This is a genomic window from Gillisia sp. Hel_I_29, from assembly GCF_000744275.1.
GTDB lineage: Bacteria > Bacteroidota > Bacteroidia > Flavobacteriales > Flavobacteriaceae > Gillisia.
The window spans coordinates 276,676-300,800 of sequence record NZ_JQLP01000001.1; the positions used below are offsets into that span (position 1 = coordinate 276,676).

Genomic DNA, 24,125 nt, shown 5'->3' on the forward strand with positions numbered 1-24,125 from the left:
TTACTATAGCAAAACATCATTTTTAAAGAATATTCCTAATCTTCAGCATCTTTAATATGACTAAGATTATTCTCTGGTGTATCATCTGTTTCACTCTTTAAGATCTGAGAGTGTTTTTGGTATTTCCCATCCAGATCATCCATAACAGAATTCTTCCACAATCTAATCCCAGAAAAATAAGAGGTTCTCCCCAAAAGATGCCCACTCACAGGTGCTGTAAGTATAATGAACAAGATAATAGCCATTACTCGTGTAGTAATAGAAAGTTCTTGAAAATAGATGGCTGCAGCTAGCATAAGTAACCCAATCCCTAAGGTAGCAGCTTTAGTAGTCACCGATATTCGTAAATATGTGTCTGGCATTCTAATGATCCCTACTGCAGCAAGGAAAACAAAGATCGTCCCAAAGAAAGCCAATACACCTACAGCAATTTCTGTCATTATTTATTTCTTTTTTGAATATAGTATGAAAATGCTACCGTCCCCAAGAACGCAATAAGCGCAAGGATCATGGCAACATCTAAAAATGCCGGCTGATTGGTTAGTATAGAATACGTTCCAATAAATCCAATCCCTGTGGTAATAATTAAATCTACCGCAATTATTCTATCTATAATGCTAGGACCCTTAATGAATCTTATCACTATTAAAATAACCGAAACTGTAAGGACCGGAATTACAAAGTAGCTTAAAAAATCTATTAATGTCATCTAAAAATTTCCAGTATACGTTTTTCAAATCCGTTCTTAATGCTGGCAATAAAACTTTCTCTATCCTTAATATACATAGAATGTACGTAAAGTACCTTTTTATCATTAGAAACATCTAAGCTTAAGGTACCCGGAGTTAGTGTAATAAGATTTGCCAACAAGGTGATCTCTATATTAGTTCTTACATCTAACGGTATCTTTACAATACCCGGAGTCATATTATAATTGGGCGTCATCACTTCATATGCTACCTCTAAATTCGCTTTTAAGAGCTCGTATAAAAAGAAGAATACAAAGGCTATGGCCTTGGGAACTATTCTAAAATACTTAGTATTCGTTCTTCCCGTGGTGATCATTCTAAGCAATAAGAAACTAAGAGCAAATCCAAACAGGTAGTTAGGGAAGGTAAAATCTCCCGTAAGCGCTACCCAGATCACTGTAAGCATTATGTTAGATAAGAACCTATTCTTCATTACTTCAAGATTTGAGTATTATGCAATACTGCTTCTACGTATTGCTGATTATCCATAAGTTCTGTTGCGATTCTAGAGGAAAGCTGTTGTATATGCTCTGCTCCAAAACCTATATATAAAGATACCAGAGATAGAAATATAATAGGAGCGATCATCTGAGTTTTTTTGACGTTCGAAAGATTCGCAAAATATCTGAAATTAGTTTTCAATTCAGATTCCGGTTTATCTTTCCATACTACCGCAGCCCAGATCTTGGCAATAATAAATAAAGTAATTAAACTAGCAAAGAGAATTGCTCCTACCAGCCACCATTGTTGCGTTGTAAAACCAGCTTTTAACAAGGATATCTTTGGCCAAAATCCAGATAATGGAGGAATCCCTACCAATGAAAATAATGGTATTGCTATTAGTAAGCTTAATTTTGGATAATCTTTATACAATCCACCCATTGCCTGCACGCTATTGGTTCCTCGAATTCTATACATTAAACCACTTACCATGAACAAATTTGTTTTTACAACAATATCATGTATAAGATAAAAGATCGTTCCTGCTATAGCAACTTCAGTAAACAATCCAAGTCCTGCAATCATATACCCTATATGGCAGATTATGAGATATGAGAATACTTTTCTTAGGTTATTTTGCACTAAGGCACCAAGACCTCCACTAAATAGCGTTAACACTGCCATTACAATGATGGTATTTTGAAGAAATACATCTCCAACAAATATCAATGTAAATACCCTTAAAAGGGCATATACCCCAACCTTGGTAAGTAAACCTGCAAAGATCGCAGAAACTGCCGATGGCGGTGTATGGTAGGACGCCGGAAGCCAAAAATACAATGGGAATGCTGCAGCTTTGGTACCAAACGCTATCAGAAATAAAATGGCTGTAATCTCTACCAGACCTCTATTTTCTATAGCTGCAACCTTAACAGAAAGATCTGCCATATTCAAAGCTCCAGTTAAACCATATAGCACTGCAATTGCAGTTAAAAAGATGGTTGAAGCCAAGATATTCAGTGTAAAATACTTTACTGCACCTTCCACCTGAGCCTTTTCTCCTCCCAATGTAATAAGCACAAATGAGCTAATAATTATGATCTCGAACCATACGTATAAGTTGAAAATATCTCCAGTTAAGAACGCTCCATTAAGTCCTAATAAAAGAAAATGGAGAATTGGGAAATATCCAAATCTAAGCCTCGCTGCAACAACAGAGGCAGAAGAGAAACTGGCAACCGCCAGACCAGATATTGCGGTAAGAAGCACTAATGTAGCAGAGAGTGTGTCTGCAACGAAGATGATCCCAAACGGAGCTTTCCAGTTACCCGCTTGCACTGTTTGTGTTCCCCCATCAATAATATAAGCAAATAACCAAATGGATACTGCTACACTTATAACACTACCTACTATACTAATTATCTTTTGCACCTCTATCTTGTTCCAAAAGAACATCAATAGAATGCTTAAAAACAACTGCAGCAATAGAGGATATAAAACTATTTGTTCTGTCATGAATCTTGGTCTATGGCGTTCATTTCATCTAAATCATCAGTCTTAACCACTTTATACGCCCTTTTAATAAGAATGATAGCAAAGGATTGTAATCCAAAACTAATAACAATAGCAGTTAATATTAATGCCTGCGGCACCGGATCTGCGTAAACATCATGAAAGATCTTATCTGTCCCAGGAATAATTGGAGGATGCCCTTTTACAATTCTTCCTAATAAGAATATAAGCAGATTGGCACCATTCCCAAGAATGATAATTCCTAAGATAAGTTTTACAAGGCTTCGGCGAAGGATCATATAGATACCTGCCGCATAAAGCACTCCAATCATAATAGCTAAAAGTACTTCCATAATTTAAGCAGATTCTGTAATTGTAAAAATAATGGTAAGGGTAACTCCAACCACTACTAGATATACTCCGGTATCAAAGAACATAGCAGTTCCTAGAGATCCTAGTATCGGGATATGATGAGGATACCACATTCCCGTCATAAACGGCATGTCTGCAAATATGATTGGAAAAATTCCGCTTAAAAAAGCAAGACTTAATCCTACCGGCATTAAAAATCCAGGATGTATTCTAATTAAAGGTTTAGTTCTTTCCAGACCGTGAGCAAATGCATGAAGCACCCATGCTATGGAAGCAATTAAGCCTCCCACAAACCCTCCTCCAGGAGAATAGTGTCCTCTTAAAAGAATAAATACAGAAAACAGCAGGAGAACCGGCAAAAGGTAGGTAGCTGCTGTTCTTAATATAATGGTTTTCATTACTTCTTAGTTTTTAATTCAGATCTTCTCCGTCTATCGTTTGTCACTTTTTTTCAATCTCAATTTAAGCAATCCAAAAACTCCTATGGCTGCTATTGCCAGTACGGAAATCTCTATCATGGTATCTGCCCCTCTAAAATCTACAAGTATCACATTTACCACATTTTTTCCATGAGCTAAAAGATAAGCGTTTTTAGCGTAGAAATCGCTTACCTCAGTATTCATAGGCTCAGCAAGTATTTCTAGAATTAGTATGGTAATTATAGCTCCAAAAGTTAATGATATGATTCCATCTTTAATTCGGACTTTATAATCTGAAAGTATCAAATATTTAGGCAATCTATAAAGTACTAATACAAATAATATTACGGTTAAGGTATCTATAGAAAACTGAGTCATTGCCAGATCTGGTGCACTATAGATTACAAACAGCATACAAATGGAATATCCAACTATGCTCATTGCAGCCACCGCAGCTAATCTAGATTTTGTAAATACAGTATATAGAACGGCTACCAGCATGATTGCACAAAGAGAAGCTTCATAAAAAGTAATCTCAGAAAGATTAGAATAATTAACAGAAAAAGTGGCTATTCTAAACAGGGCATATCCTAGCAGCCCTATGAGAACTACTATAATGGTTGATACATAATTTCTTAGATATCCGTTTTGAAAAAATTTAGTCCATTTGGCAGCAAAGAAATTTGCAAATACCCATAATTTTGTAGAAATAGTGTGTGGAGATATAAACTCTAAACGAGCAATCTTAGCTTCTAATGCCTTGGTAGGCTTCATGGTAAAATACATGATAGTCCCTATGGTAATAGTGAATAAGCTTAACCATAGCACCGTACTAAAGCCATGCCATAATTTTAAATGAACCTCTGCTCCATCTACACCCATTGCAGATACTACTGGCTTAATAAGAGATTCATCTATTAAACTTGGCACTATACCAAATAAGATTCCAGCAAATGCTAAAATTACTGGAGGTAACCATAATAGAATGCTTGGCAAAGTTAGATCTTTATAATCATCAGGAAGTTTACCGGCAAAAGGTCTTATTCCGGCAACAAATCCACCATAAAGCAACAATATTTTAGTAATAATAATAAGTGCTACCCACAATACCGGGCTGTTAACCAAATGCAGAGTAGACTCATAAGTAAGCTCTTTTCCTATAAAACCAATACTTGGAGGAATTCCCGCACTAGATATTGCAGCTAAGAATCCGGCGATAGCAACAGGAAATAAAACCCTTCCTAATCCTCTTAATTTGGTTGCGTCTCGAGTTCCTGTTTTGAGATCAATAATTCCGGTGATAAGGAATAATGTTGCTTTATATAAAGCATGAACTATTATAAAAACAGCAGCAGCAAACAAAGCATCTACCGTACCTTGACCTATTAAAAAAACCAAGATACCCAAGGCTGAGATTGTAGAATACGCTAAGATTCCTTTAAGATCTGTTCTAAAAATTATATGGATAGCAGAATAAACCATTGTAATCGCCCCAATAATGATCAAGGTAGAATTCCATAATTCCTGATTACCCAGTACAGGTGTTAATCTCATTAACAAATAAATCCCAGCTTTTACCATAGTTGCCGAGTGCAAATAAGTAGAAACCGGTGTTGGAGCTTTCATAGCTCCTGGCAACCAGAAATGAAATGGGAACTGAGCAGATTTAGTAAATGCCGCACCAAACATTAATATAACGATAAGGGCATAAAAAGGACTGGCAGCAATATCACTGCTCATAGCCAACATTTCTGAAATATTATAAGTACCAGTAACTGATCCTAAGAAAATAGCTCCTGCTAATAATGACATTCCTCCTAATCCGGTTATAGCCAATGCAGTAATTGCAGATTTTCTAGATGCCGGATTAGAGTTATTAAATCCAATTAGAAAAAAGGAGCTTATACTGGTAAGTTCCCAGAATACAAATAATGAAATTAAGTTATCTGAAAGTACCAAGCCAAGCATTGCAGCCATGAACATACTGAGATAACCATAAAATCTATCTAAATATTTATGATTTTTGAGGTAGACCGATGAGTACACAAAAACGAGAAAACCAATTCCTGTGATCATCAAAGAAAAGAGGAGCGATAAACCATCTAGTGTAAAACCCAAATTAACTCCAAATGATGGAATCCATTCAAAATTCTGTCTAATCACTTCTCCATCGGCTATTCTACCAATAAATTGAATGAAATAAACAAATAATGACAAAGGGATTGCAGCCGAAAGTACTGCTAGTTTGCCTTTAAAAATCTTTCCGGCAACTACCAAGAACAGTGAAAATATAAACCCTAAAAGTATTGCTATTAGCATGAGTGAATCTAAAAATCAGTTCTTCGCAAATATAATAGGAATTATTGAGGTTTGTGTAGGTAAATATTACTTTAATGCAACACTATTTAGATCATTAAACGGTTACAATCTTAAAAATGAAATTACCTGTATTATGCTAATTGGTTTCTTAAAAAATTATGCATACAGTAAATCTATAAAATTAAAATAATAATAAATTATTGTTTTTCGATAATTAATATTTATGTTTGTTATTGTAAAACGATAATTTAATAGAGATGAAATCTTTACAACTTCTTAAACTGAGCATTGACATTTGTTTTATTATACTGATAATTGACGTTATTTTCTCTTTTTTTACTTATTTGATGCTTATACTCTATGGAGAACCTTTTACGGTTACCATAAATGATAGTCAAAAGGAAATTGTGGATTTGAACTTCTCGTCAGGCTTGTTAATAATTAGCAATTTTGCTGTTACACTATTAAGCACTTATGCTATATACCTCTTGAGAAAATTGATAAGAAGTTTTTTTAAGAATTCATTTTTCACAAAATTACAGATTGCTTTGTTCAGACTAATTGGTCAGCTTATTGTTCTATCTGTAGTACTGCAGTTTATAGTTCACTTTTTCTCCACGATGCTACTAGAAAAAAGATTGGAAATTGGCGTTTCCGTAGATTCTGGTTATTATAGCAGTCTTTTTATTCTATCAATAGGTTTGTTTTTTATTTATATGAGTAAGCTCTTTAAAAAATCTAGAAGCCTTCAAGAAGAAAACGATCTAACCGTTTAAGTATGTCTATAAACATAAATCTAGATTCAGTTCTTGAGAAAAGAGGTATGAAAAGCAATGAGCTGGCTGAACTTATTGGAATTACCACTGCAAATCTTTCGATCCTTAAAACAGGGAAGGCAAAAGCAGTAAGATTCTCCACTTTGGAAGCAATCTGTAAAGCATTAGATTGTCAGCCGGGTGATATTTTAGAATATATAAATGAAGATTAAGTTCAAGGTTTTAGGAATTGATTAATTTAGAGTCCAAATTCAAAAATATCTATGTATAAATTTCTTTTTTTCCTGCTTATTACAGCAGTATCCTTCGGCCAAACCAATACTTATCAAATATCATTTGAAAATGCAGCACATCATGAAGCTACAGTAAACGCCACATTTCCAAACATTAAAAGTCATACTTTAAAAGTTGAAATGAGCAGATCTTCTCCCGGGAGATATGCGGTTCATGAATTTGCTAAAAACGTTTACAACTTAAAAGCCACCAATGGCAAAGGGGAAGAACTTACCACCTCAAGACCGGACCCTTATTCTTGGGAAATTTCTGATCATGATGGAACCGTAAATATCTCCTATACGCTCTTTGCCAATCATGGAGACGGAACGTATTCTCAAGTAGACAACACCCATGCACATTTAAATATTCCAGCTACTTTCATCTTCAGCAAAACTTTAGAGCATAGACCTATTGAAGTTACCATTGATATTCCAGCAAATTCAAACTGGAAAGTCGCAACTCAATTAAAAGAGCTTTCTGCCACAAAATATGCTGCTCCAGATCTTTATTATTTTATGGATAGTCCTATGGAAATTAGTGATTTTGATTTGAGATCATTTAATATAGATGGTCAAGACATTCGTTTTGCACTACATCATCCAGGTACTAAGCAAGAATTCGATGAGTATTTTGAAAAGGTCAAAAAAATAGTTAAACAGCAAAAGTTGATTTTTGGAGAATTACCAAAATATGACTTTGGGAAATACACTTTTTTGGCTTGCTATATGCCAAATGTTACAGGCGACGGGATGGAACATAGAAACAGCACTATTTTAACCGATGTAGAAAGTTTAGCTGAAGGAGGAATGAAAGGAAATATTGGCACCGTATCTCACGAATATTTTCATTCCTGGAATGTAGAAAGAATTAGACCTGCAGATCTAGAACCTTTTGATTTCACAAAAGCAAACATGTCTGGTTCTTTATGGTTTGCAGAAGGTTTTACAAGCTACTACACCAATCTTGTTTTAACTCGAGCTAAAATCATTAGTGCTGAAGATTATATAAAGAGCTTAAACGGCACTTTTAATTATGTTTGGAATTCTCCTGCTCATAAATATTTTAACTCTATAGAGATGAGCTATCAGGCTCCCTTTGTAGATGCTGCAACTTCTGTAGATGCGGTAAATAGAGAAAACACTTTTATATCTTATTATTCCTACGGAAGTATTTTAGGATTAGCATTAGATCTGAAATTAAGAGATAATGACCTTAATCTGGACAATTTCATGAAATTGATGTGGACAACTTATGGGAAATCAGAAGTTGCTTACACTATTAAAGATATTCAAACAACATTAGCTAAGTATGCAGGGCAAGAATTTGCAGATGAGTTTTTTAGTAATTACATCTACAAAAGCGAAATGCCTAAATATGCTGATCTCCTAAAAACTGTAGGACTAAAATTAGAACAGCTTAAAGAATCGGCATACTTCGGGGCGTCGGTAAAAGAAGATGATAATAAATTAATTATTTCAAGTAATCCGAAAAATGAAAGCCCTGCTTATAAAGCATTTTTATCTGAAGGAGATGAAATAAAAGCAGCAAACGATTCAATTATCTCAAGCAAAGAAGCATGGTCAGAGCTTTTAAAATCAAAAAAGTCTGGTGATAAACTTCAACTTGTAATAGTTAGAAATAGACAAGAACAAAAAACGGAAGTTACTTTAGAAGAGGATCCCGCTTACACCATCAGCATAGACGCAAAGGCAGACAAGAAAGCGGTAAAAATGAGAGAAACTTGGTTAAAATCTAAGTAAAATTATAACTATTAAAAAAGCCAGTTTCATTGGAGCTGGCTTTTTTTTTGTGGTAATGATAAGAAAATTGCTATATAAAATCTATAAAAGCAAAAATCCCAAACTCTAAATATTAGAATTTGGGATTTTAAATATTGTGTTATGCTATTTAATCTGCTAGAACAATGGCTTTATTATCCTTCATTTCAAGCACTCCTCCTTTAATAGGATAGAAAAAAACATTAGAACCTTCTTGTCTAAAATCTTTAGAAAGACTCTTTATCATTTCTGGATTTGCAGAAGATGCTAAATTGATCTTCACTTCTCCTTCCACTAAAAGAGAAACAATAGCAGCATGATGATTAAGCATTTGAAATTCCCCATCTATTCCGGGAACTTTCACAGCTTCTACTTCTGCGCCAAATACTACTGCTTCAGGAGTAACAATTTCTAAATACATATTTTTTCAGTATTGAGTAATTAGTATTGAGTAGTGAGTTTTAAATACTAACTACTCAATACTCAATTCTATTTTAAGATTCTGCCAACATTTTCTCTCCAGCTTCAATAGCTTCTTCAATAGTTCCTTTAAGGTTAAAAGCAGCTTCTGGTAAGTGATCTAATTCTCCATCCATGATCATATTAAATCCTTTGATGGTTTCTTTAATATCTACCAACACTCCTTTAAGACCTGTAAACTGTTCGGCTACGTGGAAAGGTTGAGATAAGAAACGTTGTACACGTCTTGCTCTACATACCGCTTGCTTATCTTCTTCTGAAAGTTCTTCCATCCCAAGAATAGCAATAATATCTTGTAATTCTTTATAACGTTGTAACAACTCTTTAACTCGTTGTGCACAACTATAGTGTTCTTCACCTAAAATTCCAGCAGTAAGGATTCTTGAAGTAGATTCCAAAGGATCTACTGCAGGATAAATACCAAGTTCTGCAATCTTTCGAGACAATACCGTTGTTGCATCAAGGTGAGCAAAGGTTGTTGCCGGTGCCGGGTCAGTTAAATCATCTGCAGGAACGTAAACCGCCTGTACAGATGTAATAGATCCATTTTTAGTTGAGGTAATACGCTCTTGCATGGCACCCATCTCAGTTGCTAATGTAGGTTGGTAACCTACCGCAGATGGCATACGTCCAAGAAGTGCAGACACTTCAGATCCAGCTTGTGTAAAACGGAAGATATTATCTACGAAGAAAAGTACATCTTTTCCTTGTCCATCTCCTGCTCCATCACGGAAATATTCTGCTATTGTAAGTCCTGAAAGTGCAACTCTAGCACGTGCTCCAGGTGGCTCATTCATTTGTCCGAATACGAAAGTTGCTTTAGAATCTCTTAAAGCTGTTTTATCAACCTTAGACAGATCCCATCCACCTTCTTCCATAGAATGCATAAAGTCATCACCATATTTAATAATTCCAGACTCTAACATCTCTCTTAAAAGGTCATTCCCCTCACGAGTTCTTTCTCCAACTCCAGCAAATACTGAAAGTCCACCGTGACCTTTGGCGATGTTATTAATAAGTTCCTGAATCAATACAGTTTTACCAACTCCTGCTCCACCAAAAAGACCAATCTTACCACCTTTTGCATAAGGCTCAATAAGATCAATTACTTTAATACCGGTGAAAAGAACTTCAGTAGAAACTGAAAGATCTTCGAATTTTGGTGCCTGACGGTGAATTGGCAATCCAGCATCACCAGCCTTAGGCAAGTTATCCATTCCATCTATGGCATCTCCAATTACATTGAATAAACGACCATAAACCTCTTTTCCAATTGGCATTTGGATTGGTGCTCCAGTAGCAATTACTTCTACACCTCTGCTCAATCCATCAGTAGAATCCATAGATACAGTTCTTACTGTATTTTCACCAATGTGAGATTGTACCTCCAAAACCAAAATAGAACCATCTTTTCTGGTAATTTCTAAGGAATCGTAAATTTTAGGCAAATCAGCATTATCTGAGTTGAAAACTACATCAACTACAGGACCAATGATTTGTGCAACTTTACCTGTGACTTTAGACATTATCTAATTCTTTAAAGTTTAATATTAAAATCTTTATAATTCTATTTGATAATCTCCTATAAATAAGAATATACCAAAATTCATTTTCAGGCTGCAAAGATAGTTTTTCTTTATAAAATAAAACAGGCTCTTACGCAACTTTTTTCGAGAAATTAAAATCTTCTCTATTCATTAAAATCATTCAACTTAACTACGCCAAATGTAAATAGGGTTGAAGAAAATATAAATTCCTATTATTTAAAAATAAAAAACCCTTCCGGAATATTCCGAAAGGGTTTTAACTTTTATGCTATACTCTGCCTATTCAACAGTTACAGATTTCGCCAAGTTTCTTGGTTGATCTACGTTCTTACCTAACATTACTGCTATATGGTAAGACAACAATTGTAATGGAATAGTAGTTAATAATGGAGTTAAAGATTCTAAGGTTTCAGGAATCTCTACTACATAATCTGCTAAGCTTCTTACTTCTTCATCACCTTCGGTAACAACAGCTATGATCTTACCTTTTCTAGATTTGATCTCCTGTACATTACTTACCACTTTATCATAATGTCCTTTCTTAGTTGCAATAACAACTACCGGCATCAATTCATCTATTAAAGCAATAGGACCATGCTTCATTTCTGCAGCAGGATAACCTTCTGCATGAATGTAAGAGATCTCTTTTAACTTAAGCGCTCCTTCTAGTGCTACCGGGAAATTATAACCTCTACCTAAGTAAAGACAGTTTGGAGCATTTTTATATTTATCTGCAATTACTTTAATATGTTCGTTCTCTTCTAACACCTTAGTGATCTTAGCAGGAATTCTATCTAACTCTTGCAAGTGCATTCTAAAGTCTGAATCTGAGATAGTACCTTTATACTTAGCAAGCTTTAAAGCCATTAAGGTTAAAACGGTGATCTGCGTTGTAAATGCTTTGGTTGAAGCTACACCAATTTCTGGTCCGGCATGTGTATAAGCACCTGCATCTGTCTCTCTAGAAATAGATGATCCAACCACATTACATACTCCAAATACGAAAGCCCCTTTTTCTTTAGCTAATTTAATAGCTGCCATAGTATCTGCAGTTTCTCCACTTTGAGAAATAGCAATTACCACATCATTTTCATAAATAACAGGATTTCTATATCTAAATTCTGAAGCATATTCTACCTCTACAGGTATTCTTGCTAAATCTTCGAAGATATATTCTGATACTAAACCGGCGTGCCATGAAGTACCACAAGCAACAACAATAATTCTTTTAGCATTGGCAATACGATCTATATTATCATCTACACCCGCCATTCTAATGATGCCCTCGTCAACAAGCATTCTACCTCTATAAGTATCTGTAATTGCGTTAGGTTGTTCGTAGATCTCTTTCATCATGAAATGATCATAACCACCTTTTTCAATTTGCTCAAGATTAAGTTGTAATTCTTGTACATAAGGATCTACTAGTGTATCATCCTGAATTTTTCTAACCTTGATCTCTTTATCTAATCTTACCACTGCCATCTCTCCATCTTCAAGATAGATCGCATTACTCGTAAACTCAATAAATGGTGAAGCATCTGATGCAATAAAGTATTCATTTTCACCAATTCCAATAGCCAAAGGACTTCCTAATCTTGCTACAACTAACTCATTAGGTTTTCTCTTATCAAAAACTGTGATTGCGTAAGCTCCAACAGTTTGATTTAATGCGATCTGAACAGCTTTTCCTAGTTTTATATCTTCTTTAGACATTACATCTTCAATAAGATTCACTAAAACTTCTGTATCTGTATCAGACTGAAAAGTATACCCTCTTTTTACAAGTTCTTTCTTTAATGCAGAGTAATTCTCAATAATCCCATTATGAATGATCACCAAGTTCCCTGAATTTGAATAGTGAGGATGAGAGTTCACATCATTAGGAACTCCATGAGTTGCCCATCTAGTATGCCCTATTCCAACATGTCCTTCCGTAGAAGTTCCGGTCTCTTCAAATTTTGCTTTAAGGTCTGCTACCTTTCCTTTTGTCTTACATAGATTAAGCTCTTCTCCATCATATAGTGCAATACCCGCACTATCATAACCTCTGTACTCTAATCTTTGTAATCCCTTTAATACAATTGGATAAGCTTCCCTAAATCCAATATATCCAACAATTCCACACATATTCTTTAATTGTTTGTTTCTGTATAATAAATATTAAACTTTAATCTCTTGTCTTCATCATCAGCAAGATTACCATATAACACGGTACCTTTTGGGCTAATAACAGAACCTGTAGGGATTCTATCTATAACAAGATCTGTAGATATATCATCATCACTTAAAGCTATAGAATTTTTTAAACTGGCATTGCTCGTTAAATTAATATTTTGAGTTACTACAACACCTAATTTTCTAACATCTGAATTTTCGTCTAAAATAGATTTAACAAGTTCTGTGATTCTTATTTTATATTTCACTCCATTGCCATCTTCATCTCTTACTAATCTAGATGCAAAAGTAGTTCCAGAATTTAAAGGTCTATCTGCATCTAATGTTAGATCGATCTGATAATCTAGCAAGAAAATATTATTCTCGATATCATACACATAAATTCTTTCTGGCTCTGCATCTCCACCTGTAATTTTACTTTGATCTACATAGAACTCCAAACTTGCCTCATTAATAAGCCAATTATTATCACGTATTAGCTGTATTTCTTCCTCATCTTCAAATAGCTCAATAACAGCCATACTACCAGCACCACCTTTTAAAACTAGGTTCTTACTTCCTAAGTCTTCGCTAGAACCTTCTATTAACTGAAGGAATTCTGCAGGAAAATCCTGTGATAACGTGTTAACCCTATTTGCATTAAAATCTAACGTAAAGGCAGCAGGCGAGTAAATTAGATCTGTTGTATCTCCATCTTCATTTGAATCATTGGTATCTGCTACTTTAGACCTGTAATACAATTTGATATTAGCATCGCTATTTGCAAAATTAAGCAACATCAAAGTACCATCTCCGTTTACAGCTTCCGCAGAAAAATATAATCCTCTAAAATAATTTTTAAAGTTGTTATTATTAAATAACTCTGGAGAACCTTGTTTATCTATAATATTTTGCTGAAAAAAGTCTTTATCTAAAGCAACCCTTAATCTTGGTGATTTTTGAACAGTATCTAAATTCCCTGTACTACTGTTAACTTCCGCATAACTCACTCTATTGTTAGTAGGTCTAAAGCTATCATTAGAATATAACGGGTCTCCAATTAAGGATGAAGAAAACACATCTGCCTGATTGGAGAAATATTTCTGGCGATTTTGAAAATTATCAGTAGGGTCAAAATCATTTAAAAAATAATTAGATCTGCGAACTGTTAATTTAACTGGTGAGGTTCCATAAATAGAATCTAATTGATACACCGCACCCCCATCTTCATCTGTATCTATCTGAGTACTAAAGTAAGGCAACGTAAGGATCACACTATCCAAAACAGGTTCTGTTCCGAAGTTAGGATTCAATGTAGCTAAAGAAATTTGAGTAAGTACATTTGCAGATTGCAAACCAAATACCGGATCTTTATAAACTCCTAAAAGATTAACCGGAAGATTGTTAGTTTGTACCGGTCCTAATTTTTTAGAATATGCAATTACTCCAGGATTGTATCTAGGAAGTGAATCTAATTGACCTCCAATAAGATCTCCTCCAATAGTATTATAATCTTCATCACAAGATATAAAAGCCAAAACCGTTAATAGCATTAACGGCATAAAGCGTAAGCGTTTCAATAAAATCATTCGAAATTGATTAATTTATTCTGATAATACTTTGGTAGTGTAGAATTCTTGGTAAGCAGAAGAAAACTCTTCTGGCGATTTATATCCAAGAACCGGCTTGTCTAACTTTTCAAGATACTTCTTCAATTCGTCTGGAATATTATCCCCACCTGTAATAACAGCATCAGAGTTATCTACGGCTGTTTTCATAAGATTGACGTAATTCGGTTTTTTAAGATGACTTACACTATCATCTTCTAAACCATCAAAAAGCACTTTTTTATACATATCCTTATCTAACGTCTCATCAAAGCTTTGATTGTATACCGATGTTACAATTTTTGCGCCAGAAAATAACGGCTCATTCCCGTAGTAGTTTCTAAGGTACAGTGGTAAAAGTGAAGACAACCAGCCATGAACGTGAATAATATCTGGTGACCAGTTCAATTTTTTCACAGTCTCGATCACTCCTTTTGCAAAGAAAATAGCTCTTTCATCATTATCCGAAAATAATTTTCCATCTTCATCTGTTAATGTCGCTTTTCTCTTAAAGTAATCCTCATTATCAATAAAATAAACCTGCATTCTCTCTTTTGGAATAGAGGCAACTTTAATAATTAATGGCATATCAAGATCATCAATTACAAGGTTCATCCCAGATAATCTTATTACTTCGTGCAGTTGGTGTCTCCTTTCATTGATATTGCCATAACGAGGCATAAAAATTCTTATCTGACCTCCAAGACCATTTACCATTCTAGCGGCTTCAAAAGACATAGATGATATATCGGTTTCAGGCAGGTAAGGAATTACTTCAGATGATACGTACAATATCCTCTTATCTTTCATAAATTTTTTGCTTTTGCGAATAAAAAACACGCAAAATTACAAAATTTTATGCAGTTTGCTAGTATTATATTAAGTTTGCACGCTGTTAATTTTACAACAAAATGCAGATAATTAAAGAGAAAGCCGCCTTACAACAGGTAATTTCAGGATTTAAATCTAACGAAACTACCATAGGATTCGTGCCTACCATGGGTGCTTTACATCAAGGACATTTGTCTTTGGTGATACAAGCAGCAAGAAAATGTGACCTAGTTTTGGTGAGTATTTTTATTAATCCAACCCAATTTGATAATCCTTCAGATCTTCAAAACTATCCCAGAACATTAAATTCTGATGTAGCTCTTTTAGAAGAATTAAATCTAAATGTAATTGTATTTGCTCCAAATGCATCTGAATTATATGGAGATTCTGTTAAGGCTGAACATTTTGAATATGATGGACTTGAATTTGAAATGGAAGGAAAATTTAGATCCGGACATTTTAACGGAGTAGGAACTGTAGTTAAAAAGCTATTTGAACTGGTACTACCAGATATGGCATTTTTTGGTGAGAAAGATTATCAGCAATTACAGATCATTAAAAAACTTACTGAGAAACACAATTTACCCGTAAATGTAGTTGGATGCCCAATAGACAGGGAAAATAATGGTTTAGCAAGGAGTTCTAGAAATGAACGACTAACGGCTCAAGAACGTGAAAATTCAGCTATCATATACAAGATCCTTCAAACGGTTAAAGAAAAGTTTGGCACAGAAAATGCCTCAAACATAACAGAATGGGTGCAAAAGCAGTTTAATTCTCACTCATTTTTAAAGTTAGAGTATTTTGAAATTGCAGATAGCAACACGTTAAAAACCATAAACAAACAAGTATCTGGAGCACAATATCGTGCCTTTATAGCTGTGTACGCAGGAGATGTAAGGCTTATAGATAATATAGCTCTCAATTATTAAATTAAAACCAATGCAAGTTCACGTAGTAAAATCTAAAATACACCGCGTAAAATGTACCGGGGCAGATCTTAATTATATTGGAAGTATTACCATAGATGAAGATCTTATGGATGCTGCAAATATAATTGAAGGGGAGAAAGTTCAAATCGTTAATAATAACAACGGGGAACGTCTTGAGACCTATGCTATTCCGGGACCACGAAATTCTGGAGAGATCACTTTAAATGGTGCCGCCGCAAGAAGAGTTGCACAGGGGGATATTTTAATTTTAATAACCTATGCTATTATGGAGTTTGAAGAAGCAAAATCTTTCAAGCCTTCTTTAGTATTCCCAAATGAAGAAAATAATTTGTTGATTTAACTTCTTGAAAAAATCTATCATAAAAATTTTAAAGATCATACTCCCACTAACACTGGGAGTTTTTTTGATCTGGTACTCATTGAATAGTGCCACTCCTCAAGAAAGACAAGACCTTCTAGACAATATTACTGCTGCAAACCCATGGTTTATCCTACTTTCTATGCTGTTTGGTTTGTTATCTCACCTCTCTAGAGCATATAGATGGAGCTATCTCTTAGAGCCTATGGGCTATAAGCCTAAATTCTCCAATCAGTTCATGGCGGTAATGGTAGCTTATCTAGCCAATTTTGGAGTGCCTAGATCGGGAGAGATCTTAAGAGGAGTAAGTCTTTCTACTTATGAAGATATTCCGTTTGAAAAAGTTTTCGGTACAATCATATCAGAGAGAATAGCAGATTTTATAATGCTATTATTAGTGGTTGGAATAGCCATGATCATGCAAACCGATGACCTTTTAGCCTACTTTCAGAACAATCAAATAAACCCAATTCTTACATTTGGAGTTCTATTGGCCATCTTAGCTTTTGGGGTGATCGTTCTTAAACTTATAAAAAGATCTAAACATGGCATCTTTGTGAAATTTAAGAATTTCGCAAAAGGATTGTTAGAAGGAATGCGTAGCATCTTAAAAATGAAGAATAAGTGGGGTTTTCTATTCCACACTTTATTTATTTGGATTATGTACGTGCTCATGTTCTATGTGATCATTTTCACCGTTCCAGAACTTGCCAACACCTCCTTTGGAATAGTGATGGTAGCATTTGTAGTTGGATCTTTTGCTATTTCTGCAACAAACGGCGGAATTGGGGTCTATCCCATTGCCATAGGTGCGAGTATGATGCTTTTTGGGATAGATAAGCAAGATGGAGAGGCTTTTGGATGGATAGCATGGGGAACACAAACCCTTTTAATTGTGATAGTTGGAGGACTCTCTTTCCTCTTCCTTCCTATTTTAAATGGTAAGAAATAATAAGTATCTTGTGTTCAGTATTTTAAACTTAACCTATGCTAAAAAAACTACTATTATTGGTACTGCTGATGCCAACCCTACTTTCAGCACAAACAATCTACAAGACAATCAAATCCTCTAAATTAGGGGAAGACCGTGAATTAAAAATTCAACTCCCAAGAAATTACGATCAAAACAAAGAAAAAGCATATCCGGTACTTATAGTTCTGGATGGTGATTATCTGTTTGAGCCTGTTGCAGGAAATGTTGATTATTACTCCTATTGGGAAGATATTCCTGAAATGATCGTTGTTGGAATAAATCAACAAGACACACGGAATGCCGATGCTTTCTATAATGAAAAAACATTTTTACCTTCAGATACCGGTGCTGCCTTTTTTGAATTTATAGGAATGGAGCTTATGCCCTTCTTAGACTCTAATTATAGAACTGTACCTTTTAGGGTAGCCATGGGACATGATTTCACATCCAATTTCATCAATTACTATCTTTTAAAAGAAAGCCCATTATTTCAAGGTTATATAAATCTAAGCCCAGATCTGGCCCCAGAGATGCAGGAAAGAGTAGTAAGCGCTCTAAGTAAAACTGAAACTCCGGTGTGGTATTATCTCACAACCTCTTCAGAAGACATTCCAAATTTAAAAGATGAGATCTTAAGTTTTAACACAAAGCTGAAGGCAATAGATAACAAACAACTTCACTATAATTTCGACAATTTTGAAAATGCTACTCATTACTCGCTTGTTGGAAATGCTATTCCAAAAGCAATAGAGCAAATATTTAATGTTTACAGACCAATTTCTATTTTAGATTATAACCGCGTACTTTTGCAGACCTCTGTGTCTTCTTATGATTATTTAGTTGAAAAATACGAGGATATTGAAACGCTTTATAGAATAGAGAAAACCATTAGGCTTAATGATTTGATGGCCGTTTATAAGGCTATGGAAAAAACCGAAAAATGGGACGATCTTGAAAAACTTTCTAAACTAGCAGATAAAAATTATCCTGGTACTATGCTTGCGGCATTTTTTGAAGCTAGATATGATGAAGAAACCGGAAACCCGAAAAGAGCTATGAGAAACTATCAAAAAGGGTATGGCCAAAAGCCTATCTCTTTTTTAACGGTAGATTATATGCTAGATAAGGCAGATCAGATCAAAAAAGACTTTGGGTATTAATCCCTGTTAAAAATTAAATTCTGTTATCATTTCTATGGCTAAGACCAAAACTACCTTTTATTGTCAGAATTGCGGTGCACAACATTCCAAATGGCAAGGCCAATGCACTTCCTGTAAAGAATGGAATACTTTAGTTGAAGAAGTTGTACAAAAGCCAGATCAAAAAGATTGGAAACCTCAAGCTACTAGAGAAGTTAAAAGAACTGCTAAGCCATTAAAGATTGCAGAAATAGAATATTCTAAAGTACCCCGGTTAGATACACGTAACGCTGAACTTAACCGGGTTTTAGGAGGTGGAATTGTACCAGGATCACTTACCTTACTTGGTGGGGAACCCGGAATTGGAAAAAGCACCCTGCTCTTACAAATATCGTTACATCTGCCTCATAAAACCCTATATGTCTCTGGAGAAGAAAGTCAGCAGCAAATAAAAATGCGTGCAGAAAGAATCAATCCGGAGCCGGCAAATTGTTATATACTCACAGAGACCAAAACTCAGAATATCTTTAAACAGATAGAAGAGTTACAGCCGGAAATAGTTATTATAGATTCCATACAAACGCTTCATAGCGATTATATAGAAAGTTCTCCGGGAAGTATCTCCCAAGTTAGAGAATGTACGGCAGAGCTTATTAAATTCGCTAAAGAAACCGGAGTGCCTGTTATACTTATTGGACATATTACCAAAGAAGGTAGTATTGCCGGGCCAAAGGTGCTGGAACATATGGTAGATACTGTTTTGCAGTTTGAAGGAGACAGAAATCATGTGTACAGGATTTTAAGAGCTCATAAGAACAGATTTGGATCTACCCAAGAACTTGGAATTTATGAAATGCAAGGAAGCGGACTTAGGGAGGTAGCTAACCCATCTGAGATCCTTATCTCTAAAAATGAAGAAGGTCTTAGTGGTACCGCCATTGCTTCTACTCTGGAAGGAATGAGACCTTTAATGATTGAGATACAAGCTTTGGTAAGTTCAGCGGTTTATGGAACACCTCAGCGTTCTACCACAGGTTATAATGCTAAAAGATTGAACATGCTTCTGGCTGTTCTGGAAAAGCGAGCTGGATTTAGATTAGGTGCAAAAGATGTATTCTTAAATGTTACCGGGGGAATTTCTGTGGATGATCCTGCTATAGACCTCGCTGTTATTGCTGCAATTTTATCTTCTAACGAAGATGTAGCCATAGAAAAAGATATTTGTTTTGCGGCTGAAGTAGGTCTTGCCGGAGAAATAAGGCCAGTACCACGTGCAGAGCAACGCATTCTGGAAGCAGAAAAACTGGGATTCGCCACCATTATGATCTCAAAACAATCCAAGCTTCCAAACAACAACTACGGTATAAAAGTTCAAAAAGTTTCGAGAATTGAAGATGTGGTAAGCTTTCTATTCAGTTAAGTCTGGCATAATTACTGCATTTTCATTCCAAAATTTTAGTTAATGAACGATAGGATCTTATTTTTATTCTTTTTGATTTTGGTGCTGGCAAGCTGCTCTAAAATTAATAAAGCTAAAGACCTACTCACTCATTCTTCTGCCCAAGAAATTTATAAAAGAGATCTACATATTAATGATGATATTTTTAAGATCTGGGAATATGAGAAGCAAAAAGCATTAGTTTATGATAGCGTGGCGATAGATCTCCCCTATCAGGAATCTGGAAGATTTTTTCCGAAGAGCTTTTCTGTATATTCTTATTTAATAGAATTGCATCGAGGAGATTTACTCTCTGTTGAAGTTAAGCTAGATTCTACCTCATCCCTTGCTTTCATCGATATATTCACATTAGAAACTTCAGGGTTTAAGAATATAATAGGTTCAGAATTAGGGAAGCAAAAACTTCAATTAGAAATTGCTGAAGATAAGCTTTACAAGGTGATTATTCAACCAGAGATAGATGCTGGCTCCTATTTCAACATAAATATAAATAGATCTCCAGCATACCTATTTCCTGTGGCTGGTGGTAAGAATCGGGACGCACAAAGTTTTTGGGGTGCCCAAAGAGATGGTGGAAAAAGAGCTCATGAAGGGGTTGATATTTTTGCTAAAAGAGGTACTCCGGTAATTGCCAGCACCGCAGGCAGCATAACCTACTTGGGCGAAAAAGGATTAGGTGGAAAACAGGTTTGGTTGAGAGATCTAAAAAGAAGTCAATCTTTATATTATGCGCATTTAGACAGTATTGCTTCTATTAATAAAAACCAAGTAAAGGCTGGAGACACTTTAGGATTTGTGGGAAATACCGGTAATGCCAGAACCACACCACCTCACCTGCATTTTGGTATTTATCGTAGCAACCGGGGAGCAATTAATCCCTATCATTTTATTAAACAGAACGATGTAAAGCCACTGAATAATGAAAATTTCTATCCAAATCATTTGAATGGATTAGTAACAAGAAATGCGAATCTTCGCAATTCTAATTCTGTAAAAAATTCAGAAATCATACAAAAATTAGCGCAAGGAGATACCATTCAGATCTTAGGAAGATCCTCAGAATGGTATCACATAAAGGCAACGTCCTCTAAGAATACCTCCTTTCTTCACTCATCATTAGCAACTCCCCTAAATTAAGGAGCAGGATTAGGAATTAATTCCTGTACCGCCTCTATCTCATTCATTATCTCTTCGGAAAGATCTACGTGTATAGAGCTAATATTTTCTTTAAGCTGGTCCATAGTCGTAGCGCCAATAATAGTACTTGTAACAAAGGCTTGCTTTTCTATAAAGGCCAAAGCCATTTGAGTTAAACTAAGACCGTGCTTTTCTGCAATCTGAAGATATTTCTCTGTGGCCTCGATAGCTTTATTATTAGAATATCTTTTGTACTGAGGAAAAAGTTCTAATCTTGTATTGCTTGGAGTTCCTTTTAAATATTTTCCACTTAAAGTTCCCATTCCAAGTGGAGAGTATGGTAAAAGCCCAATATCTTCTCTATGATAAATCTCTGTTAAGCCAATCTCATCTTTTCTATTTAATAAACTATATGGATTTTGAACGGTACTTATTGCAGGCAGGCCTTTTCTAGATTCCTCAACACAGCGCATCACCCCGTAAGGAGTCTCATTAGATAGCCCAATCTTTCTGATCTTTCCTTCTTTGATCAATTCATCTAGATTAACCAAAATCTCATGGAAATTATCTTCCCAAGCATCGTCTATCTCTCTTTTATATCCGCGTTGCCCAAAGAAATTGGAATTACGCTCCGGCCAATGCAATTGATATAGATCTATATAATCTGTTTGTAAACGATCTAAACTCTTGTTCACCGCCTCATTTAGTGCTTCTTTGCTAAATCCAAGTTTCGGCCGAATGTAAGACATTGATGGATTTGGACCTGCAACTTTAGTAGCTAATACCACTTTATCTCTATTCCCGGTCTTTTTAAACCAGGATCCAATAATCTTTTCTGTGCTACCCTGAGTTTCCTTTCTGGAAGGAATAGAATACATCTCTGCGGTATCTATAAAATTAACTCCTTGATCTAAGGCATACTCTATTTGCGCATGCCCTTCACTTTCTGTATTCTGCTGTCCCCAAGTCATGGAGCCTAAACATATCTTACTCACCTGAATGTTTGATTGTGGAAGCTTGGTATATTTCATTTGTTTAAATTTAATAAGAAACCTTGATAAGCGTGCACTAGAGCTTAATCTACCTCTTGTAACATTTTGCTTATTTCGTCTAATTTTGGAGTAAGTATAACTTCTATTCTTCTATTCTTAGCTTTTCCTTCTGCTGTAGAATTACTTGTAACAGGAGCAAATTCTCCACGTCCTGCTGCGGTTAAATTTTGTGGGTCTATTTTAGAATTCTCTCTTAAGATCTGAACTATTGTAGTAGCCCTTTTTGTAGAAAGATCCCAGTTATCTGTAAGTTGCCCACTGCCTCCATAAGGTACATTATCTGTATGCCCTTCTATTAGTACCGCTATATCTGGATTTTGACCCAGCACACTACCTAATTGCTGCACGGCTTTCTTACCTTCAGAATTTACAGTCCAACTCCCAGAGCTAAAGAGCAATTTATTTTCCATAGAAACATATACCTTCCCATCACGTTGCTCTACGGTAAGCCCTTTCCCTTCAAAATTGGTAAGCGCGTTAGAAACAGCTGTTTTTAGCGCATTCATTTTAGCATCCTTAGCAGCTATCAAACCTTCAAGCTCCTCAATTCTCTTAGATCTTGAGTTTAGATCTTTTTGAAGTTTAGTTAATCGATCTTGCTCTGTAGCTAATTTTCTCTCCTTTTCTTCTAAAGCTAATAAAAGCTCTCTGTTTCTTTTAGAATTCTCAGAAAGTGCACTAGAACTATTTGCATCTAAAGCATCATAAGATTTCTTAAGGTTTTCATAGTTCTCATTTAATAGATCCAACTCTCTTTTTAGAAGATCTCTATCTGAAGAAAGCTTATTAAAATCTGCACGTGCAACATTGAGCTCGCCATCATATTTAGATTTTGTAGCTTTAAGATCTTCGGAAAGCTTTTTATTCTTTGCCTGAGATGCATCGTATTGTGACTGAAGATCTTTGTGAACTTTTGAAGATACACAAGAGGTAAGAGAAAGCCCACATAGCAGACTTAGGAAAATGAACTTTTTTATCATATTAACTAATTTGAAGGATATTCTAATTCAACTAAGATCGGACAATGATCGCTATGTTTGGCTTCTGGCAGGATCACTGCTCGTTTTAATTTATCTTTTAAAGGCTGGGACACCAAATTATAATCTATTCTCCATCCTTTGTTATTGGCTCGGGCATTTGCTCTATAGCTCCACCATGAGTATTGATCTGACTCTTGATTAAAGTGCCTGAACGAATCAATAAATCCGTTTTTCATAAAACCATCTATCCACTCTCGCTCTATTGGCAAAAAACCGGAAGTGTTCTTAAGTCTTACAGGATCATGAATGTCTATGGCTTCATGGCAAATGTTATAGTCGCCACAGATTACTAAGTTTGGTAGTTCCTTTTTTAGCTCATTAATATAAACCTGAAAATCTGCCATATATTGTAGTTTATGTTCTAATCTAGCAATATTAGTACCCGAGGGTAAATAAAGACTCATCACAGAAAATCCATCAAAATCTGCTCTTATATTTCTCCCTTCAAAATCCATGTAATCTATTCCTGTACCATATTCCACCTTATTAGGCTCATATTTACTCAAGATAGCCACCCCGCTATATCCTTTCTTTTGAGCAGGATACCAATAATGGTATTTATATCCTATCTCTTCAAAAGGTGTCGCATCAAATTGATCTGGATTAGCTTTTATCTCTTGTAAACAAATAATATCTGGATTAGCTTGCTGTAACCATTCTATAAACCCTTTTCTAATAGCCGCTCTAACCCCGTTAACATTATAAGATATAATTTTCATGCAAGTTTAAATTTCCTCAAAAATAAGGATT

25 protein-coding genes are annotated in these 24,125 nt (G+C 35.2%); 10 read left to right on the forward strand and 15 right to left on the reverse strand.

Annotation, left to right across the window (positions count from 1 at the left end; translation table 11 throughout):
- Positions 1 to 35 precede the first annotated feature (35 nt).
- Genes mnhG through P163_RS01320 form a run of 7 tightly spaced genes read right to left on the reverse strand, consistent with a single transcriptional unit; the run spans position 36 to position 5,812 of the window.
- Entirely contained in the window at positions 36 to 440 is a 405-nt protein-coding gene (gene mnhG, locus P163_RS01290; protein WP_034886961.1) for a monovalent cation/H(+) antiporter subunit G, read from the reverse strand.
- Entirely contained in the window at positions 440 to 709 is a 270-nt protein-coding gene (locus P163_RS01295; protein ID WP_034886962.1) for a cation:proton antiporter, read from the reverse strand. Before P163_RS01295 ends, mnhG begins: the two co-directional genes overlap by 1 nt.
- Positions 706 to 1,182: a Na+/H+ antiporter subunit E gene (locus P163_RS01300; RefSeq protein ID WP_034886963.1), complete on the reverse strand. Its 477-nt coding sequence runs from the start codon at positions 1,180 to 1,182 to the stop codon at positions 706 to 708. The genes P163_RS01295 and P163_RS01300 overlap by 4 nt, the downstream gene beginning before the upstream one ends.
- On the reverse strand, positions 1,182 to 2,705 hold the full coding sequence (locus P163_RS01305) for a proton-conducting transporter membrane subunit (RefSeq protein WP_034886964.1): 1,524 nt from the start codon (positions 2,703 to 2,705) through the stop codon (positions 1,182 to 1,184). The genes P163_RS01300 and P163_RS01305 overlap by 1 nt, the downstream gene beginning before the upstream one ends.
- Positions 2,702 to 3,055, reverse strand: a complete 354-nt coding sequence (locus P163_RS01310; protein ID WP_034886965.1) for a Na+/H+ antiporter subunit C — start codon at positions 3,053 to 3,055, stop codon at positions 2,702 to 2,704. Before P163_RS01310 ends, P163_RS01305 begins: the two co-directional genes overlap by 4 nt.
- A 3-nt stretch (positions 3,056 to 3,058) precedes the next feature.
- Positions 3,059 to 3,472, reverse strand: a complete 414-nt coding sequence (locus P163_RS01315) for a Na+/H+ antiporter subunit B (RefSeq protein WP_034886966.1) — start codon at positions 3,470 to 3,472, stop codon at positions 3,059 to 3,061.
- A 33-nt stretch (positions 3,473 to 3,505) separates the two neighbouring features.
- Positions 3,506 to 5,812, reverse strand: a complete 2,307-nt coding sequence (locus P163_RS01320) for a putative monovalent cation/H+ antiporter subunit A (protein ID WP_034886967.1) — start codon at positions 5,810 to 5,812, stop codon at positions 3,506 to 3,508.
- On the opposite strand from P163_RS01320, the gene P163_RS01325 reads away from it, so the two are divergent.
- The 4 genes from P163_RS01325 (at position 5,811) to P163_RS01340 (ending at position 8,624) form a co-directional block, all read left to right on the forward strand.
- A complete protein-coding gene (locus P163_RS01325) occupies positions 5,811 to 6,002 on the forward strand; it encodes a hypothetical protein (protein ID WP_034886968.1) in 192 nt (63 codons plus the stop codon). The genes P163_RS01320 and P163_RS01325 overlap by 2 nt on opposite strands.
- Before the next feature lie 67 nt (positions 6,003 to 6,069).
- Positions 6,070 to 6,588: a DUF2975 domain-containing protein gene (locus P163_RS01330; protein ID WP_081891274.1), complete on the forward strand. Its 519-nt coding sequence runs from the start codon at positions 6,070 to 6,072 to the stop codon at positions 6,586 to 6,588.
- Positions 6,589 to 6,590: 2 nt separating this feature from the next.
- Positions 6,591 to 6,800 (forward strand): helix-turn-helix domain-containing protein, encoded by a 210-nt coding sequence (locus P163_RS01335; protein WP_034886970.1) that lies wholly within the window; start codon positions 6,591 to 6,593, stop codon positions 6,798 to 6,800.
- 51 nt (positions 6,801 to 6,851) lie between these two features.
- Entirely contained in the window at positions 6,852 to 8,624 is a 1,773-nt protein-coding gene (locus tag P163_RS01340; protein ID WP_034886971.1) for a M61 family metallopeptidase, read from the forward strand.
- Between the two features lie 148 nt (positions 8,625 to 8,772).
- Here P163_RS01340 and P163_RS01345 read toward each other — a convergent pair whose 3' ends face one another.
- The 5 genes from P163_RS01345 to P163_RS01365 form a co-directional block, all read right to left on the reverse strand.
- Positions 8,773 to 9,063: a FoF1 ATP synthase subunit delta/epsilon gene (locus tag P163_RS01345; protein WP_034886972.1), complete on the reverse strand. Its 291-nt coding sequence runs from the start codon at positions 9,061 to 9,063 to the stop codon at positions 8,773 to 8,775.
- 73 nt (positions 9,064 to 9,136) lie between these two features.
- Positions 9,137 to 10,648, reverse strand: a complete 1,512-nt coding sequence (gene atpD, locus P163_RS01350) for a F0F1 ATP synthase subunit beta (protein WP_034886973.1) — start codon at positions 10,646 to 10,648, stop codon at positions 9,137 to 9,139.
- Between the two features lie 300 nt (positions 10,649 to 10,948).
- Positions 10,949 to 12,799 carry a glutamine--fructose-6-phosphate transaminase (isomerizing) gene (gene glmS, locus P163_RS01355; RefSeq protein ID WP_034886974.1) on the reverse strand — a complete coding sequence of 617 codons (1,851 nt, stop codon included), beginning with the start codon at positions 12,797 to 12,799 and terminating at the stop codon, positions 10,949 to 10,951.
- Between the two features lie 5 nt (positions 12,800 to 12,804).
- A complete protein-coding gene (locus P163_RS01360) occupies positions 12,805 to 14,415 on the reverse strand; it encodes a DUF4270 domain-containing protein (RefSeq protein WP_034886975.1) in 1,611 nt (536 codons plus the stop codon).
- Positions 14,416 to 14,430: 15 nt separating this feature from the next.
- Positions 14,431 to 15,243, reverse strand: a complete 813-nt coding sequence (locus tag P163_RS01365) for a glycogen/starch synthase (RefSeq protein WP_034886976.1) — start codon at positions 15,241 to 15,243, stop codon at positions 14,431 to 14,433.
- Positions 15,244 to 15,344: 101 nt separating this feature from the next.
- On the opposite strand from P163_RS01365, the gene panC reads away from it, so the two are divergent.
- From panC to P163_RS01395, 6 genes are read left to right on the forward strand one after another with little or no spacing between them, the layout of a single operon-like run.
- Positions 15,345 to 16,196 carry a pantoate--beta-alanine ligase gene (gene panC / locus P163_RS01370; RefSeq protein WP_034886977.1) on the forward strand — a complete coding sequence of 284 codons (852 nt, stop codon included), beginning with the start codon at positions 15,345 to 15,347 and terminating at the stop codon, positions 16,194 to 16,196.
- A 10-nt stretch (positions 16,197 to 16,206) separates the two neighbouring features.
- A complete protein-coding gene (gene panD / locus P163_RS01375) occupies positions 16,207 to 16,557 on the forward strand; it encodes an aspartate 1-decarboxylase (RefSeq protein WP_034886978.1) in 351 nt (116 codons plus the stop codon).
- A 4-nt stretch (positions 16,558 to 16,561) separates the two neighbouring features.
- On the forward strand, positions 16,562 to 17,527 hold the full coding sequence (locus tag P163_RS01380; protein WP_034886979.1) for a YbhN family protein: 966 nt from the start codon (positions 16,562 to 16,564) through the stop codon (positions 17,525 to 17,527).
- Positions 17,528 to 17,562: 35 nt separating this feature from the next.
- Positions 17,563 to 18,708, forward strand: coding sequence for an alpha/beta hydrolase (locus P163_RS01385; RefSeq protein WP_034886980.1), 1,146 nt, complete (start codon positions 17,563 to 17,565; stop codon positions 18,706 to 18,708).
- A 34-nt stretch (positions 18,709 to 18,742) separates the two neighbouring features.
- On the forward strand, positions 18,743 to 20,107 hold the full coding sequence (gene radA / locus P163_RS01390) for a DNA repair protein RadA (protein WP_034886981.1): 1,365 nt from the start codon (positions 18,743 to 18,745) through the stop codon (positions 20,105 to 20,107).
- Between the two features lie 42 nt (positions 20,108 to 20,149).
- A complete protein-coding gene (locus tag P163_RS01395; RefSeq protein ID WP_034886982.1) occupies positions 20,150 to 21,283 on the forward strand; it encodes a M23 family metallopeptidase in 1,134 nt (377 codons plus the stop codon).
- On the opposite strand, the gene P163_RS01400 is transcribed toward P163_RS01395, so the two are convergent.
- The 3 genes from P163_RS01400 to P163_RS01410 are packed head-to-tail and all read right to left on the reverse strand — an operon-like array spanning position 21,280 to position 24,094.
- Positions 21,280 to 22,314, reverse strand: a complete 1,035-nt coding sequence (locus tag P163_RS01400) for an aldo/keto reductase (RefSeq protein ID WP_034886983.1) — start codon at positions 22,312 to 22,314, stop codon at positions 21,280 to 21,282. The two genes, P163_RS01395 and P163_RS01400, sit on opposite strands and share 4 nt — an antisense overlap.
- A 44-nt stretch (positions 22,315 to 22,358) precedes the next feature.
- Positions 22,359 to 23,315, reverse strand: coding sequence for an OmpA family protein (locus tag P163_RS01405; protein WP_034886984.1), 957 nt, complete (start codon positions 23,313 to 23,315; stop codon positions 22,359 to 22,361).
- Positions 23,316 to 23,320: 5 nt separating this feature from the next.
- A complete protein-coding gene (locus P163_RS01410; protein ID WP_034886985.1) occupies positions 23,321 to 24,094 on the reverse strand; it encodes an exodeoxyribonuclease III in 774 nt (257 codons plus the stop codon).
- Positions 24,095 to 24,125 lie beyond the last annotated feature (31 nt).

Bases quoted from the DNA above. Each gene is read 5' to 3' on its own strand.
- P163_RS01345 (WP_034886972.1), bottom strand. From the start codon at position 9,063: ATGTATTTAGAAATTGTTACTCCTGAAGCAGTAGTATTTGGCGCAGAA.
- P163_RS01300 (WP_034886963.1), bottom strand. From the start codon at position 1,182: ATGAAGAATAGGTTCTTATCTAACATAATGCTTACAGTGATCTGGGTA.
- P163_RS01385 (WP_034886980.1), top strand. From the start codon at position 17,563: ATGCTAAAAAAACTACTATTATTGGTACTGCTGATGCCAACCCTACTT.
- P163_RS01295 (WP_034886962.1), bottom strand. From the start codon at position 709: ATGACATTAATAGATTTTTTAAGCTACTTTGTAATTCCGGTCCTTACA.
- mnhG (WP_034886961.1), bottom strand. From the start codon at position 440: ATGACAGAAATTGCTGTAGGTGTATTGGCTTTCTTTGGGACGATCTTT.
- P163_RS01360 (WP_034886975.1), bottom strand. From the start codon at position 14,415: ATGATTTTATTGAAACGCTTACGCTTTATGCCGTTAATGCTATTAACG.
- panD (WP_034886978.1), top strand. From the start codon at position 16,207: ATGCAAGTTCACGTAGTAAAATCTAAAATACACCGCGTAAAATGTACC.
- atpD (WP_034886973.1), bottom strand. From the start codon at position 10,648: ATGTCTAAAGTCACAGGTAAAGTTGCACAAATCATTGGTCCTGTAGTT.
- P163_RS01310 (WP_034886965.1), bottom strand. From the start codon at position 3,055: ATGGAAGTACTTTTAGCTATTATGATTGGAGTGCTTTATGCGGCAGGT.
- glmS (WP_034886974.1), bottom strand. From the start codon at position 12,799: ATGTGTGGAATTGTTGGATATATTGGATTTAGGGAAGCTTATCCAATT.
- P163_RS01400 (WP_034886983.1), bottom strand. From the start codon at position 22,314: ATGAAATATACCAAGCTTCCACAATCAAACATTCAGGTGAGTAAGATA.
- P163_RS01410 (WP_034886985.1), bottom strand. From the start codon at position 24,094: ATGAAAATTATATCTTATAATGTTAACGGGGTTAGAGCGGCTATTAGA.
- P163_RS01395 (WP_034886982.1), top strand. From the start codon at position 20,150: ATGAACGATAGGATCTTATTTTTATTCTTTTTGATTTTGGTGCTGGCA.
- radA (WP_034886981.1), top strand. From the start codon at position 18,743: ATGGCTAAGACCAAAACTACCTTTTATTGTCAGAATTGCGGTGCACAA.
- P163_RS01320 (WP_034886967.1), bottom strand. From the start codon at position 5,812: ATGCTAATAGCAATACTTTTAGGGTTTATATTTTCACTGTTCTTGGTA.
- P163_RS01315 (WP_034886966.1), bottom strand. From the start codon at position 3,472: ATGAAAACCATTATATTAAGAACAGCAGCTACCTACCTTTTGCCGGTT.
- P163_RS01305 (WP_034886964.1), bottom strand. From the start codon at position 2,705: ATGACAGAACAAATAGTTTTATATCCTCTATTGCTGCAGTTGTTTTTA.
- P163_RS01330 (WP_081891274.1), top strand. From the start codon at position 6,070: ATGAAATCTTTACAACTTCTTAAACTGAGCATTGACATTTGTTTTATT.
- P163_RS01340 (WP_034886971.1), top strand. From the start codon at position 6,852: ATGTATAAATTTCTTTTTTTCCTGCTTATTACAGCAGTATCCTTCGGC.
- panC (WP_034886977.1), top strand. From the start codon at position 15,345: ATGCAGATAATTAAAGAGAAAGCCGCCTTACAACAGGTAATTTCAGGA.
- P163_RS01365 (WP_034886976.1), bottom strand. From the start codon at position 15,243: ATGAAAGATAAGAGGATATTGTACGTATCATCTGAAGTAATTCCTTAC.
- P163_RS01405 (WP_034886984.1), bottom strand. From the start codon at position 23,315: ATGATAAAAAAGTTCATTTTCCTAAGTCTGCTATGTGGGCTTTCTCTT.
- P163_RS01325 (WP_034886968.1), top strand. From the start codon at position 5,811: ATGAGTGAATCTAAAAATCAGTTCTTCGCAAATATAATAGGAATTATT.
- P163_RS01335 (WP_034886970.1), top strand. From the start codon at position 6,591: ATGTCTATAAACATAAATCTAGATTCAGTTCTTGAGAAAAGAGGTATG.